Annotated in this window: 12 protein-coding genes; 7 read left to right on the forward strand and 5 right to left on the reverse strand. The window is 50.4% G+C overall.

Annotation, left to right across the window (positions count from 1 at the left end; all coding sequences use genetic code 11):
• The first annotated feature begins 3 nt into the window (after nucleotides 1-3).
• Genes AC0L6S_RS07975 through AC0L6S_RS07985 form a run of 3 tightly spaced genes read left to right on the forward strand, consistent with a single transcriptional unit; the run spans nucleotide 4 to nucleotide 3,267 of the window.
• On the forward strand, nucleotides 4-1,320 hold the full coding sequence (locus AC0L6S_RS07975; RefSeq protein ID WP_473427898.1) for a hypothetical protein: 1,317 nt from the start codon (nucleotides 4-6) through the stop codon (nucleotides 1,318-1,320).
• Nucleotides 1,321-1,322: 2 nt separating this feature from the next.
• Nucleotides 1,323-2,087 (forward strand): MlaA family lipoprotein, encoded by a 765-nt coding sequence (locus tag AC0L6S_RS07980; protein WP_473427899.1) that lies wholly within the window; start codon nucleotides 1,323-1,325, stop codon nucleotides 2,085-2,087.
• Nucleotides 2,088-2,100: 13 nt separating this feature from the next.
• A complete protein-coding gene (locus AC0L6S_RS07985) occupies nucleotides 2,101-3,267 on the forward strand; it encodes an amino acid ABC transporter substrate-binding protein (RefSeq protein WP_473427900.1) in 1,167 nt (388 codons plus the stop codon).
• 40 nt (nucleotides 3,268-3,307) lie between these two features.
• On the opposite strand, the gene AC0L6S_RS07990 is transcribed toward AC0L6S_RS07985, so the two are convergent.
• Nucleotides 3,308-3,712 (reverse strand): putative quinol monooxygenase, encoded by a 405-nt coding sequence (locus AC0L6S_RS07990; protein ID WP_473427901.1) that lies wholly within the window; start codon nucleotides 3,710-3,712, stop codon nucleotides 3,308-3,310.
• A gap of 364 nt (nucleotides 3,713-4,076) precedes the next feature.
• Here AC0L6S_RS07990 and AC0L6S_RS07995 point away from each other — a divergent pair, with 364 nt between their 5' ends.
• Nucleotides 4,077-5,063: a 1-aminocyclopropane-1-carboxylate deaminase/D-cysteine desulfhydrase gene (locus AC0L6S_RS07995; RefSeq protein ID WP_473427902.1), complete on the forward strand. Its 987-nt coding sequence runs from the start codon at nucleotides 4,077-4,079 to the stop codon at nucleotides 5,061-5,063.
• Between the two features lie 285 nt (nucleotides 5,064-5,348).
• Here AC0L6S_RS07995 and AC0L6S_RS08000 read toward each other — a convergent pair whose 3' ends face one another.
• Nucleotides 5,349-6,137 (reverse strand): SDR family NAD(P)-dependent oxidoreductase, encoded by a 789-nt coding sequence (locus AC0L6S_RS08000; protein ID WP_473427903.1) that lies wholly within the window; start codon nucleotides 6,135-6,137, stop codon nucleotides 5,349-5,351.
• A 102-nt stretch (nucleotides 6,138-6,239) separates the two neighbouring features.
• On the opposite strand from AC0L6S_RS08000, the gene AC0L6S_RS08005 reads away from it, so the two are divergent.
• Both AC0L6S_RS08005 and AC0L6S_RS08010 read left to right on the forward strand, forming a co-directional pair.
• On the forward strand, nucleotides 6,240-7,136 hold the full coding sequence (locus tag AC0L6S_RS08005; RefSeq protein WP_473427904.1) for a LysR family transcriptional regulator: 897 nt from the start codon (nucleotides 6,240-6,242) through the stop codon (nucleotides 7,134-7,136).
• Between the two features lie 594 nt (nucleotides 7,137-7,730).
• Nucleotides 7,731-8,669: a PEP-CTERM sorting domain-containing protein gene (locus tag AC0L6S_RS08010; RefSeq protein ID WP_473427905.1), complete on the forward strand. Its 939-nt coding sequence runs from the start codon at nucleotides 7,731-7,733 to the stop codon at nucleotides 8,667-8,669.
• An 852-nt stretch (nucleotides 8,670-9,521) separates the two neighbouring features.
• Here AC0L6S_RS08010 and AC0L6S_RS08015 read toward each other — a convergent pair.
• Nucleotides 9,522-9,914, reverse strand: coding sequence for a type II toxin-antitoxin system PemK/MazF family toxin (locus AC0L6S_RS08015; RefSeq protein WP_473427906.1), 393 nt, complete (start codon nucleotides 9,912-9,914; stop codon nucleotides 9,522-9,524).
• A 99-nt stretch (nucleotides 9,915-10,013) separates the two neighbouring features.
• Between AC0L6S_RS08015 and AC0L6S_RS08020 the strand changes: the two genes are divergently transcribed.
• Nucleotides 10,014-11,024, forward strand: a complete 1,011-nt coding sequence (locus AC0L6S_RS08020; RefSeq protein ID WP_473427907.1) for a P63C domain-containing protein — start codon at nucleotides 10,014-10,016, stop codon at nucleotides 11,022-11,024.
• 490 nt (nucleotides 11,025-11,514) lie between these two features.
• Here AC0L6S_RS08020 and istB read toward each other — a convergent pair whose 3' ends face one another.
• Nucleotides 11,515-12,264, reverse strand: a complete 750-nt coding sequence (gene istB, locus AC0L6S_RS08025; protein WP_473427908.1) for an IS21-like element helper ATPase IstB — start codon at nucleotides 12,262-12,264, stop codon at nucleotides 11,515-11,517.
• The gene (gene istA, locus AC0L6S_RS08030) at nucleotides 12,248-13,750 is read right to left on the reverse strand and encodes an IS21 family transposase (RefSeq protein ID WP_473427909.1); all 1,503 of its coding nucleotides are present in this window, start codon (nucleotides 13,748-13,750) and stop codon (nucleotides 12,248-12,250) included. The genes istB and istA overlap by 17 nt, the downstream gene beginning before the upstream one ends.
• Between the last annotated feature and the right edge of the window lie 307 nt (nucleotides 13,751-14,057).

Raw genomic sequence — 14,057 nt, forward strand, 5'->3', positions numbered from 1 at the left:
CACGTGACCATAAAAAAAACCACGCAGCATTTGATTGCCGGCTTGTGTGCACTGTTGTGCGCCTCACTGGCACACTCCTCCGTCAAGACTGTCGCAAACTACGACTACCCAATCAAAGACCGCTTCGCCGCGACCGTTGTCGGCACCCCTGAGGAATACCGGGCCAAGCTTCCAAAGTCTATTCCATTCAAGACACGGAGCATCACTATATTCCCCGAGCGCGTCACGCCGGATGTGTTTTTCTACGGCCACGAGTTGCTGTATTCAGTCGCACTGCAAGATCACGATGCGCCGTTGATTTTCCTCATTGCAGGAACCGGTGCCTCGCACAATGGCTCCAAGAACACCAATATGGCCAAGGCTTTCTATCAGGCTGGCTTCCACATCGTATCCATTTCATCCCCGACTTATAACAATTTTGTAATCGCTGCATCCAAGACTGGGGTGGTCGGTCACGCCGAAAAGGATGCGGAAGACATTTACCGCGTTTTCGAGAAAATCTGGGATGAACTGAAAGACGACATCACAGCCACGTCTTTTAATGTCACAGGTTATAGCCTGGGCGGTTTCAATGCCGCCTTTGTCTCGAAGCTTGATGAAGAGCGCAAGTCATTTAATTTTGAGCGGGTACTGTTGATCAACCCGCCCGTTTCACTGTACAACTCGATATCGCTGCTCGATCGTATGACGCAGGATATCCCCGGTGGCGTCAACAATTTCGACAGGTTCGTCGATAAACTGATGCGTGCCTACACTACTACATATCAATCCACCAGTTACAAGGATACTGCGGCAGCGGGCGGCGACGACTTCCTGTACCAGACCTACAAGGCACTGCACCTGAAAGATGAGGAGTTGGCCGCGCTCATCGGCACCTCGTTCAGGGTATCGTCTGCATCGCTGGTGTTCACCTCTGATGTAATGGCGGATTACGGCTACATCAAGCCAAAGGGGCTGGTGCTGAACCGCTACAGCAATCTGCAGATTTATAATGACGTCTCTCTGCGATTAGGCTTTACCGACTACTACCACGAGTTTTTCTATCCGTACTACAAGGCGCGGGACCCAAAGATAACCCGGGACGAGTACATCGCATCGATGAGCTTGACCAGCATCGCTGACTATCTGAAGAATGCAAAGAAGATCAAGATGATGGGCAATGCCGATGATGTCATCCTCGAGCCCGGGGAGATCGATTTTTTCCCCGAGGTGTTCGGCGACAGAGCGACGATTTACCCCTATGGCGGCCACTGCGGCAATATGAACTACCCGGATAATGTCGCCCATATGGTCGCCGTGTTCACTGACGGGGGCAACTGAAAATGAAATCGATACTCTCCCTCTTTTCGATTCCCGTTCTGGCTTTGGCGCTCGGCGCCTGCAGCACAGGCCCGCAACCCCAACAACAGGCCGCTGACTACCCCGAACCCGTGTTCACCGCCAAGCGGCTGCTACCCCCGGAGAAAGACGACCTGGACGACCTGACACCGGTCTACGATCCGTGGGAGCCTATGAACAAGCGTATCTACAACTTCAACTACCACTTCGATCAGGCAGTTTTCCTGCCGGTTGTGAGAGGCTACGAGGCCGTTGTCCCCGAAGTTGGCCGTACTGGTATCGATAATTTCTTCAACAACTTCGTCGATTTACTCACGATCATGAACTCCGCACTGCAACTGCGCGGCGAAAAGTTTGTGCAGAGTACCGGCCGGGTACTTATCAATTCCACCGTCGGCTTATTTGGCCTGATTGATGTGGCCAGTGCCATGGATATCCCGAGGCCAGTAGAGAGCTTTGGTGACACGCTAGGTCACTGGGGTGTCGGCCAGGGGCCCTACCTGGTTATTCCGTTCCTGGGCCCGTCGAACCTTCGAGACGGCCTGGGCCTGCTACCCGATGCCTATGTCCAGAGTTCAGTAAAAAGCGCGGTGCTATCCAAGCCGCTCGACCTTACTACCACCGTACTTTTCCCCATTGATACCCGCGCCAACACCTCGTTTCGATATTATGAAAACGGCTCGGCGTTTGAGTATCAAATGGTTCGCTGGCTGTATTCAACCAAGCGTAAGCTGGACGTAAACCAATAAAATGGGTACTCATGTGATTCGCCACTTAATCCTTGTTACTTTTCTCACCGCGCTTGCACTGTCCCGTGCAGCCCACGCGGATGATACTGATCAGTCAGACAACCCGGTAAGAATTGGCACGACCCAGTCGCTTACTGGACACTATAAAGAGTTTGGCATTGAGCAATTGCGCGGCCTGCAAATGTGGGCAGCGGATGTAAATGCCCGCGGTGAACTATTGGGGCGACCAGTGGAGGTCGTCTATTACGATGATGGCTCACGCGATGCAGGCACCGTTGAAGGTTTCACCAACCTGATAGGAAAGGACAACGTTGACGTACTGGTTGGCCCCTACTCTTCCTCACTGACGCTTGAAGCGACGCTGGTGGCCGAAAAATATGACATTCCCATGGTCACTACTGCCGCATCAGATGAAGCCATCTGGAACCGGGGACTGAAAAATGTATTCGGCGCTGACACACCGGTTGGCGACTATTTGAACGGTCTTAAAGTAGCTGCCGATGCCGGCGTCAAAACGGTAGCCTTTGTCTATGCCGGTACAGACTTCGGCGATGATTTGGCCGCCGTCTCTATAAGCAGATTTGAAGAACGCGGTCTTGAGCTGGTGTTCTCTGAACGCTATGCACCCGAGCAACGCGACTTTGCAGCGCTTGCCAGACGATTGGGTGAAGTCAATGCCGACCTGGTCTTTGGCGTTTCCTATCTGGATGATTCTGTTGCAATCACCCGCGCGCTTACAGCTGAAGGTGTTAAACCCAAAATGCTGGGCTTTACAATAGGCCCCGGACTGCGTGAATTTGCCGATCAACTGGGTGAAGAAGCAGAGGGGATTCTGGGCGTTGTGCAGTGGTTACGCAGCTCTCGTGAACCCGGTGCACAGGACTTCGCGTACCGCTTTGCACGGCGTTATGGCTACCACCCAGGTGTATATGCAGTGATGGGTTACAGTGCTGGTGAAATACTTGAAGCCGCAATCCGCTTGGCAGGCACCACAGAACATTCTGCAGTGCGTGAGCAACTGAGAAACATGTACTTCCAGGCATTGATAGGGTCTTATCAGGTCGATGACACCGGCCGCCAGATAGGCAGGCGTAATCTTGTTCTGCAGTGGCAGAACGGTGAGCGTCGCCTCGTCGCGCCCGAACAACTTGCTAATAGCCCGCTGATTTACCCCCGGTAGCTACTGCCGGGCGGAGCACTCCTCCGCGCATTACCGCCGCTTACGTCGTGCGGTGCCTCTGCCACCAGGCCTGCACATCAATCGGATAGATCTCGGCAGCAGCCTTGAGCGCATCGCTCAGCTGTTCTGGCAACTCGCCTGACTCAGTCGGTATCAATGGCGAGGCTCCACTAACGGGATCAACCCACTCCATATCGATGTGCTTGATCATGGATGCGAAATCAAAGCCCTCGTGATAATCACTCACCTGGTGCTGCAGGAATGAATACCTGTCCACGAAGCTCAACAGGCTGTAATAGGTGTTGGGACGAGCGCCGCGAAAATACTCATACCTTATACAGTTGGGCTCTTCGGCATGCGTGCGGCGATACATTTCTTGCATGACCGCTTCAAACTCATCTTCCTTGCCGGGGTTGATCTCGATATGACAAAGCAGTGTAGCCATGATTGCAGGCCTCCTGTGTTTCCTGTCCCGCGGGAACAAGCGACCCACGTGTGCAAAATGTCTGAAGCAAAGATGATACATTCAATTCAGACGATAGACCCTAAGACTGACCCACATTAGCAGTTTTTGAAATACCAGAGCGGCAGACTTCCAAGCTCGCCGAAGCTCGTCAGTTAGATCGTATCTAACACCCTGTCCATCCTCCGATTAATTGCCCAGCTCCGCTACCCTGTTCCATTGCCCTAATTCGAGCTATGCTCAGACGTATTCACCACGACCTTCTACAAATTTCATGCCTTCTATTGCCCCCTCCTCCGAACGACCACTGTTTAACGCTTTCCCCGACCTACGGTCGAAAATTGCCATGCAGGATATCGCATCGCTACCGACACCCCTAGAACGCCTGTCACTGTCTGAGTCCGCCTGGATCAAACGCGATGATCTGACACATGCGCAGTATGGCGGCAACAAGATCCGCAAGCTCGAGTTTATAGTAGCTGACGCGCTGCAGAAGAAAGCCAAACGGATTGTTACTGTCGGTGCGATTGGCACAAACCATGGCGTGGCTACAGCGATGGTGTGTCAACAATTTGGCCTGGAGTGCGTCATCTATCTTTTCGATCAGCCACTTACCTCCACGGTAACGCAGAACCTGCGACTGATGCAGGCCTACGGTGCGAAGCTCATCTACAAGGGGACCCTGCTAAAAACGATGCTGGCCTATTACCGTAGCCCCTACCGCATAAAAAGTGGTTCCTACTTTCTGTTTGCCGGTGGCTCCAATCTGTATGGCACACTGGGCTTTATCAACGCAGCTTGCGAGTTGAAAAGTCAGATTGAACAGGGCGAATGCCCGCTTCCTGCATCTATTGTCTGCCCTGTCGGCTCCGGTGCCACGCTGGCGGGCCTAAGCTATGGCAGCCAACTGACCGGACTCAATACAGACATTATCGGCGTGAGAGTTGCACCGAAGAGCCTCGGACCGATTCCTGCCTGCACGCCGGGTACGGTGCACAAGCTGATGATGGAAGCCTATCAATATCTGAAGAAAAATTGTCGCCAGCAGATACCCAAACCTGCAGCGGTGAATCTGATCGATGATTTCTATGGGGACGGATACGGCGTGGCCACCGAGCAGGGGCTGCAGGCAATTGAACGCTTCAAGCATGCTGGAATCGCACTGGAGCAAACCTATACCGGAAAAGCTGCAGCGGCCTTTCTACAGCAGTTGGACCGCAATTGCGGCGCAGTAATTTTTTGGAACACCTTTAATTCGCGTGATATGTCAGAGAATGCTGCCACGATCGCAACTGAAGATCTACCGGAGAACCTGCGCAAATTTTTGGATTGAGGTACTAGCTACAGAGTAAAGAAATTGCGGTTGTAAACTCACCCTACCCCGCCACGTCAGCAAGCTCTTTTACATTTACATTTACATTTACATCTACATCTATATTTACTTTTGCCCAGCACACGTTTCTGCTGAAGCGCAAAAGACCCACTGATCCCTGTATATGCGTTTTACTTTAGGGGGAAGATCTATTTAGAGATCTGCGGTTTTTAGCAAAACTCATGAACGAAAACAGGTAAGTGAATATTTTCATAACCGGCGTTGCCCCCAAGAATATGTTTTGGATCAGAATATCGAACGTACTATTCCTCCATCAATTCTAAGCGCCGAACCATTGATTGCCGAAGAGAGGGGGCTGCTTAGGAAGCATACAAAATCAGCTATCTCTTTTGGGTCGATCAAGCGACCTATAATGGAGGTTGGACGATTCTCGCGCATAAATTTCTCTTCAGCGACCTTGTATTCCATTTCGGGAAATAGCTCCTGAATAAATGTTTTAGCGCCTTCGGTACGAGTCGACCCCGGCAGGATGGTATTTACAGTAACGCCTGTGCCTTTTGTTAATTCAGCCAAGCTGCGCGATATGGACATCTGCATTGTTTTAGTAGCGCTATAATGAGCCATTTCCGGTGCTGGATTCACAGCAGATTCACTAGAGACAAAGAGTAGGCGACCTGTGTTTCGGGCAACCATAGCTTGTAAGTAATGGCGGCTGAGACGAACACCGGACTTGATATTCACATCAATGATTTTTTGCCACTGCTCATCGGTGCTGTCGAAGAATTCAACCGACTCATAAATACCCAAGTTGTTAATTAGGATATCAACACTAGGTAGCTCCCTGATCGTCTTTTCATTGCCCTCAAGCGTTGCGTTGTCAGCGACCAGGCTGATTAGTTGCGCATTTGGTACCTGCTTAACAATGGATTCCACTGCGCTCAGAACAGCCTGTTCTGAGCGTCCATTGATGACAACATTAGCTCCTTCAGCGGCTAAAGCGGTAGCGATTTCCAGGCCGATACCTCCTGAAGAGGCTGTGATCAATGCTGTTTTTCCGGTGAGTTCTAGATTCATGGGGTGTCTCTGCTATCTCGTTGAAAGAGATGTAAGAATAATCCGTTTAATTCGTGCGAATAATACCTATAATTGAAAAATACTTTTGCATATATGGAATTAATGAATATTACAGTCGATCAGCTAAGAGCCTTTATCACTGTCGCTCAATCTGGAAGTTTCAGTCGTGCCGCCGAGCTGCTAGGGCAGACGCCATCTTATATTAGCCGGAAGGTCAGTGGTCTTGAGCAGCAACTAAGTATTCGGCTGTTTACTCGAACTACCCGTAAATTGAGTTTGACCCCTGAGGGGAGTGAGGTGTTAGGGAAGGCTTTAGAGGCCATGAGGATTATTGATGACATCGGAGATAATACTCTCCATGGGCTGCGCGAACCTCAGGGTAAGCTAAAGGTCGATGCTGCTTCGCCTTTTTTACAGCAGTGCATCATTCCCAATATTGCTGGTTATCAACAGGCATACCCTAAGGTGGAAATCGAGTTGACGAGCTTTGATCGGATAGTAGATCTGGTCGAAAACCAGATCGATATTGCCTTCAGGATTGGCGAGCTTCGTGATTCTTCGCTGCATTACAAGCTCATTGGACGCTCCGGGTTGCAGATACTGGCTAGCCCGGCTTACCTGGAAAAGTATGGCAACCCGGAGACCCCTGAGGCTCTGAATCAACATAATTGTTTGGGGTTTTCTCAACCGCTTAGCTTGAATAAATGGCCGTTAAAGGTTGGAAATAAAGACGGATTGGCAATTACTCCTATTTTGACGGCAAGTAGTGGTTCGGCACTTAGGCAGCTGGCATTAGAGGGCGTAGGTATTGTTTGCCTGGCAGGGTTTATGACTTACGACGATATAGTATCAGGCCGGCTTGTGCCTTTGTTGAGCGACCAGATTTTAGAACGCTATCAAGTGATCAATGCTGTCTTTTATCGTGATTATCAAAGTTCAATAAAGCTAAACAGTTTCATTAGTTTTATTAGTCAGAATATAGCGGGGCGATTGGACTAAGAGCTGCAACAAAAATGCAAAAATGGGGACGCATTGAACCTCCCTCAGTTTAACGGACACTTTTAACCAGAGGCAAAGCCTCATGAAGGAGTGTCCGATGACAACTAAGGGAAGACCCTATAAAACTTATCCGAAGCGTTCAAACTAGAAGCTCTTACGCTGATGGAAACATCGCTAAAACCTGCCAGTGAAGTTGCTATGCAGCTTGGTATCAGGCGCGACCAACTCTACAAGTGCAGCAAGTTAATCTGTCCCCATTAGTCCAATTATTGCTGCATTTCTGCAGTGGGCCGTACCACCGACCTCCTCTCCGCAAGCGCGCTGGCGCTGGCGTAAACGGCGCTAGCGACTGTAATTGCGCTAGCCACTCGCGTGGCATCTTCCCTTATGTGCTTTCACGATAATGAGCCGTCAATTCGGCTCTGACGAAGCAGCTAAACTGTCAGCTTTATTTACACCAAGCCTGTATTTTCCAGGCCCCGCACCAGTCGCCTTACTCCAAGTTTATGATTAATACCCATATTTCCTTTTTTGGCTCACCCCTTGCCTGCAGAATTTGCTGGCCAATCTAATAGGAAAAAGGAGTAAGCCGTCATGGATCGAAGAAAACTAGCAGCAACAATATTTATCGGCATCGGAGGTTTCGCATCTGTGGCCGTCACAGCCAACCCTCTGCCCAACCCATCGTACTATGTCCGCCCCGCTCTACGTGTTGGTGGCGGCGAATTAATAGACGGGTATGAGGCCAACGGCGCTAAGTCGAAAGCCCTGTCCCAGGGAGTGACCGGTACATCACGATCTCAGGTCAACCTGAGCGACGGGACTGTGAAGATGTATGCAGAAGAAACACTCAATGCTCCGGTGGGCCTGCAGGCCTTTGGAGGATTCGGCGAGCGGATAGATATCCGTAATGGTGCCGGCACTGTCTGGGACTTCGGATTTGGTATCGAAGGCGACATTTTTGGTGATCTTGGCTTTATTGCTCCCGGACAACAACCCGCCACATTTGTCTACAATGTCGGCCTTGTTGTGCATCAAGCGGGAGTGGCTACCGGTCAAGATTTTCTCGGTCTAGCCAATGATCCTTGCTGGGGGCAGGACCCACTCGCCTGCAACCCTGTGCCAGCAGCCCTGGTAAATGAGTTCGCTCAAGGGGTATATACGGTGCCTGCAGAAGAATTCCCGAACATCGAGAATTTCTACCAATACGCATCCGAGTCAGTTTTCGGGAGCATCGAACTACTCTCCAACATTGAGCAATTTGATATCTTTACCTACACAAATATTTTTCTCGCTTTCGACACCACAGGCCCTGAATCTGGGCTGACTCGTTACACGATGGATTTTGAGCACACCGCTACCTTCTCCCAAACTGTTGCACCGGGTGTCGAAATCTATTCCAGCTCCGGCGAGTTTCTAGGCTTGGGTAAGGCGCCGCCAATAGACCCGACGGCTGTGCCCGTTCCTGCGACCCTCGCGCTGTTCAGCCTCGGCCTGTTCGGACTTGGGTTTTCCAGACGTAAAAAGACGTAGACAGCACACCATTGACCGCCCGCCATGCGCGGGCTTTCGATACAAACAAAAAAGCCCTGCTATACAGGGCTTTAGAGATATTCCAAGCTGTTGCTGGAAAGGATTTTGGTCGGGACGGCACCGCATGAATACCTATTTCAAGCTTATGTTTTTAAAGCATTTATATCATAATAATCTCTATATATACCCCCATATATACCCCCAAAATGCTTTGTAACCCCTCTTTTCCAAGTCATCTATACTCCACTAATGGACAGACAGGCATTATTTCAATCAATAGCTAAAAAGCACTTAACTCAAGTATCTCGGCAATCCTATTGGCTAGGTATTGGCCTCGGACTGCTATTTGGAATAATCGCCGGATTCGCGCTAGGCTATGCTTATGGAAGCCCGACAACTGTGGTGATTCCGCTCAGCGCAGGCGTAAAAGTATAAGAGCAAAACTTAACTTAGATCGTTGATTTCAGTACGGTTAGCAGAACTGACTTGTGATGCGATTTTCGGTCCATAAATTCCCTTTTTACTGTCGCAGATAATTCACACCCGATAGTGATTTAGGCGCTTCTAGGGAAATCTATCCTTCTAAGTTTATGGAGAACACCATAGTCTGCTACAGACTCGTTTTTATAGTCGTAAAAAATTGCATTGATTGCAGCAGCCTCTTTATCAAGGCCGTAAATTCCGTAATTTTGTGGTGCGCAAACCGCAGACAAAAAAAAGCCGGTCCAAAGACCGGCTCTTATTGACCTGACACATCTAAGACTTCAGGAGCTTGTCATCGCTTATCCTGAAGCCTGCTCTCCTGAGAGAGTCTCACAAGCCCGACTAGCGGGTAACGGAGCTATTATGATGCTATTTGGGGGGGATTTCAATCCCCATGCTTATCGCCACAGCCCTTCGTATTTCTTGCAGCTGCGCGCCTCCAACACGCCCTGTTTCGTAGACGCCTCTCGATACCCTAATTCTATCGAGCCTATCAAAGCTTACCGTCGCCGCTAGGTCGCATTTGGCCCATAGATCCACTTCTCGCCCCCCAGGGATCGGGTTTGCTTTTAGTTTGTAGTGGTAGCTCTCTACAGGGTCTGGAGCCGTTGTACTGAGTGGCACAACGGTAACTAGACGCCATCTTTGAATACTATTTGGTGAAATGACCACCACGTTCCGAGTTTTTACGATTTCAGGAAGCACATAGCCCCTAAAGTCACAGGACAAAACCATTCCCGCTTTCGGGTGAAAAGTTAACATTTACCGCTTTCCTTTATGCAGGCATTTTTATTTGTACATGCTTGCATTCTAATGGCGCCACGGATATTATGCAAGCATGACATATAACGAGGTGCCTGCATGAAAACGAAAAACGAATCCAAGGTCGCTGGAGGTAAAGCCCGAGCGGAATCGCTTGATCCAGACGCTCGGAAATCAATCTCTATCCAAGCCGCTAATAAGCGCTGGGGGAATGTGCCCGAAGCCACCCATCAAGGCATAGTGAAAGTTGGTAATATTGAAATCGAGTGCGCCGTGCTGGAGGATGGTCGCCGACTCTTATCCGAGCGGGCGGTAACTAAGGCTTTTGGCGGCAAGCGGGGAGGCTCGCACTGGAAGCGAATGAAAGAGGGTGGCGCCAACTATCCTGTATATCTGTCTGCAAAGAACATTATTCCCTTTATTAACAATGATCTGGTATTGGCGCTAACCTCCCCTGTTCAATACAAAACAACAAGTGGCGCCATAGGGCATGGCCTGAATGCAGAGCTGCTCCCAAGAGTTTGTGAGGTTTGGCTAGAAGCAAGAGATGCAGGCAAGGTTTTACCCTCTCAAGCGCACTTTGCCGCACAGGCTGACATTCTCATGCGAGCGTTTGCTACCGTCGGGATCATCGCCCTCGTGGATGAGGCCACAGGTTTTCAAAGAGATAGGGCAGCCACTGCATTAGCGGAGATTCTTGAGAAGTACATCGCCAAGGAATTGCAGCCTTGGGCAAAGACTTTTCCAGATGACTATTACGAACAATTGTTTAGATTAAGAGGGCTGGATTTCCCCGCGCACAAGGTAAAGCGCCCGCAGTATTTTGGGCACTTAACCAATGATATTGTCTACGACAGATTGGCGCCTAAAGTTAGAGAAGAGCTAGGCAAGCTAACCCCCAAAGACAGCAAGGGACGTCGCAAAAGCAAGTTCTTTCAAGGACTAACCCCAGAACTGGGGCACCCAAAACTGAGAGAGCATATGTCTTCTGTTTTGGCGATAATGAAACTTAGCAACGGTTATGATGATTTTCAGGTAAAACTAGATAAAATCCATCCGAAATTTAATGAGAGTTTACCATTAGATTTTGATGGGGGAGAGGAGCTTTGAAAAACTCGATTAAAAACGGCCTTTAGCAAACAAGGCGCTTTTATAGTCGTAGAAACTCGCATTGATTGAGCTGCTGCCCAATCTGGCCTATTTGCGCGAGCCTAGCCTCTAATATGCCTGAAAACTCCGAGACTGGTTAAAACCGCGCTTTTTATGGAGTCCGAAAATACAGTTTAAAGCCTTAGGTAGCTCAGGATTTTAATGTGGAATTTTGAAAGATTTAGGCCGCAGACGGTATCCCTCCGCATAAATCAAGACATTCAATCTACCCCTCCCACCATACGCAAGGGAATTCCCTTGTTACCCACTCCCGTGACCAGCGGTAAACTTATGGCGAATAACCTGGAAACTGAATTCTGAGGAAACAAAAGATTGACTGGGAGTGCGGTGCCCGGGACATGATGCCAGGAATATTGTTCGCGCCCTTTTGATAGGTCATTTAACTGAGTACAATAATTTCGGTGTCAATTGGCGTTTAAAACTGTCCAGTCTAGGCAGCTGATTTAGATGCTTTCTTTCGAGCACCCTGACTTTCTTTGAACCGGTAGGAGTCATTGCCGGTCTCTAGTATTTCGCAATGATGGGTCACCCTATCAAGTAAAGCTGTGGTCATCTTGGCATCCCCAAAGACTTGCACCCATTCACCGAAGTGCAGATTGGTGGTGATGATCAGGCTGGTCTTTTCATAAAGTTGACTGATAAGGTGGAACAGCAGTGCACCGCCGGATTTGGGGAACGGCATGTAACCCAGCTCATCCAGAATGACCACGTCCACCTGCACTAGCCGACGTGCCATTTGACCAGGGTTGCCTGCGGCCTGCTCTTTCACCAGTAGATTGACCAAGTCGACCACATTGAAGAAGCGAACACGCTTGCCCAGATGCACCTGTGCCGTCGCCAACGCGATGCTTAAATGGCTTTTTCCCGTGCCGGTGCCGCCTATCAGAATCAGGTTATGCGCCAGGCCCGTAAAATCGCCCCTGGCGAGGTCATGCAAGTGGTCTTCCTCCAGGGGTGATTCCTTAAAGTCGAAGCCCGCCAGGTCTCTTGGATGGGGGAACCTGGCCGCCTTCATCTGATATTGAAGGCTCCGTACCTGACGATCGGATTGCTCCGCTTGAATGAGCTGCCGCAACGCAGTGTCTAGCGATCCTTTCCGCGGTTTGGACAGGATTTCAGGCAGGGTCTCCGCCATACCGTGCAGTTTAAGTGCTCGCAAATCTTCAACCAGGCTTTGCATGAGAAGCCTCCTTCACCAGACTGTCATAACGGCGGTAATTGGCTTCAGGCAATGCAGAGAGTGGTGGGTAATTGACTGTATTCAGTGGCGCTTCCTGCTGTTGATCTGTCAGTCGGTGCACCCGGTTGATAATGGTTGCCAGCTGACCGGTGCCCTCAGCAAGCGCCATCTCGCAGGCTTTGTTGATCGTATCCAGGTCATGCTGCTGGGCGAGCAGTAGGAGTTCCACAAAGTCCCTGTCGCCTCCAGCTTGCTTGAGATATCGGGAACGAACGCGCTGCATGGCCTGTGGCAACTCCCAATCCTTGAAGGGGGCACCATTGCGTAGCGCTCCCGGCTTGCGCTTCAGGATCGGGACGTAGTGCCAGGGTTCAAAGTAGGATTGATCACGGGCAAAGTGCCTCGTATGTTCCGCCACCATCTCGTGGTCACCGATAAACACCAGCCGAGTCGCATAGGCTCGCAAGGTGATCAGTTTGCTCGCATAACGAGCTGGCACGCTGTAACGATTGCGATCATAGTTCACTAGGCAAGTGCTAGAGACACGCAGAATCTTCTCGCTGTAACCATCGAAGGGTGCCATGGGTGGGCGGCACTCGGCGAGATCCTCCCGGTAGATTTCATCAATTGTCTTATCTTTAAATACAGGGTGTCTGCGTTCGCCCAGGCCATGGCAGCGCATCAGCAGCCAGTCGTTCAGCGCTGCCATATCCTTGAAGCGAGGCTTGGGTGTAAACAGCCACTGACGGATGGAGGATACCTGATTCTCTACCTGCCCTTTCTCCCAGCCAGCAGCCGGTGTGCAAGCAACGGGCTCTATCAAGTAATGGTTCATCATAGATAGGAAGCGAGTATTGAACTCCCGACCTTTACCCACGCCAATAGCCTTCACCATGGTTTTGGGATTGTCGATGATGACCTTGCGGGGAATGCCCTGGAAGAAGGCCAGGGCTCGCATGTGAGCATCGAGCACCATCTCCAGTGTTTCCCTTGGGTAGGCCACCACAAACAGCTTGCGGCTGTAACTGAGCCTAAAATGCGCCACCTTGATCTTCTGGGGCATTCCACCCAGTTCGACTATTTCATGGCTCCAGTCAAACTGATATGCCTCCCCGGGATCAAAGCTCAGGGGGACGTAGGCATCTGAAGGCCTGTCTGGTGCCTGCCGAAATGCCCGTACAAACCGCACCACGCTGTCATAGGCGCCGGCATAACCCTCTCGTTGCAGGTCTTCAAATAGCCGCATGGCTGTGCGCTGTTCGCGCTTGGGCCGGGACAGATCCTGCTCCAGCCAGCGGGTCAGCTGTGCTTCGAAGACTCCTAACCGCGGTCGAGCTCGTGGCTTCTGGAGATAGTATGACGGCGGACCTTCGTCCTTGAGGTATTTGCGAACCGTCGTCCTGGAGAGATGGAAGCGGCGAGCCACTTCACTGATGGATTTACCTTCGACGAGGCAAAGGCGGCGAATCTTGAGCGCTGTTTCCATGCATAACACCTGTCACATACCTCGGATCGTTAAACCCGAGATTGAATCGGACAAGGTGGTCAGTTTTCAACGCCAATCACCCCGCAATTCTGGACAGTTTTGCACGCCAGTTAACAAATTATTAGAGAGTGGGAGCGATAGGGTTGATGATTCATACTCCGCTGCGCTCGCAGAGTCAGGTCCGCGAGTGATTGAAAGTCTACGATACGAGTTCAATCCGCAGAAAAATATGTATGAACCCGTGGGTAAGTAAATGATATAAACCGGGACAGATCTATTTAAATAAAGGAGAAAGCAATCCCAAAGC

Source organism: Halioglobus sp. D3-4 (assembly GCF_055809315.1).

What these genes read in the sequence shown, in the direction of transcription:
- AC0L6S_RS07980 (WP_473427899.1), top strand. Translation starts at nt 1,323, where the DNA reads ATGAAATCGATACTCTCCCTCTTTTCGATTCCCGTTCTGGCTTTGGCG.
- AC0L6S_RS08010 (WP_473427905.1), top strand. Translation starts at nt 7,731, where the DNA reads ATGGATCGAAGAAAACTAGCAGCAACAATATTTATCGGCATCGGAGGT.
- AC0L6S_RS08020 (WP_473427907.1), top strand. Translation starts at nt 10,014, where the DNA reads ATGAAAACGAAAAACGAATCCAAGGTCGCTGGAGGTAAAGCCCGAGCG.
- AC0L6S_RS07995 (WP_473427902.1), top strand. Translation starts at nt 4,077, where the DNA reads ATGCAGGATATCGCATCGCTACCGACACCCCTAGAACGCCTGTCACTG.
- istA (WP_473427909.1), bottom strand. Translation starts at nt 13,750, where the DNA reads ATGGAAACAGCGCTCAAGATTCGCCGCCTTTGCCTCGTCGAAGGTAAA.
- AC0L6S_RS08000 (WP_473427903.1), bottom strand. Translation starts at nt 6,137, where the DNA reads ATGAATCTAGAACTCACCGGAAAAACAGCATTGATCACAGCCTCTTCA.
- AC0L6S_RS07990 (WP_473427901.1), bottom strand. Translation starts at nt 3,712, where the DNA reads ATGGCTACACTGCTTTGTCATATCGAGATCAACCCCGGCAAGGAAGAT.
- AC0L6S_RS08005 (WP_473427904.1), top strand. Translation starts at nt 6,240, where the DNA reads ATGAATATTACAGTCGATCAGCTAAGAGCCTTTATCACTGTCGCTCAA.
- AC0L6S_RS08015 (WP_473427906.1), bottom strand. Translation starts at nt 9,914, where the DNA reads ATGTTAACTTTTCACCCGAAAGCGGGAATGGTTTTGTCCTGTGACTTT.
- istB (WP_473427908.1), bottom strand. Translation starts at nt 12,264, where the DNA reads ATGCAAAGCCTGGTTGAAGATTTGCGAGCACTTAAACTGCACGGTATG.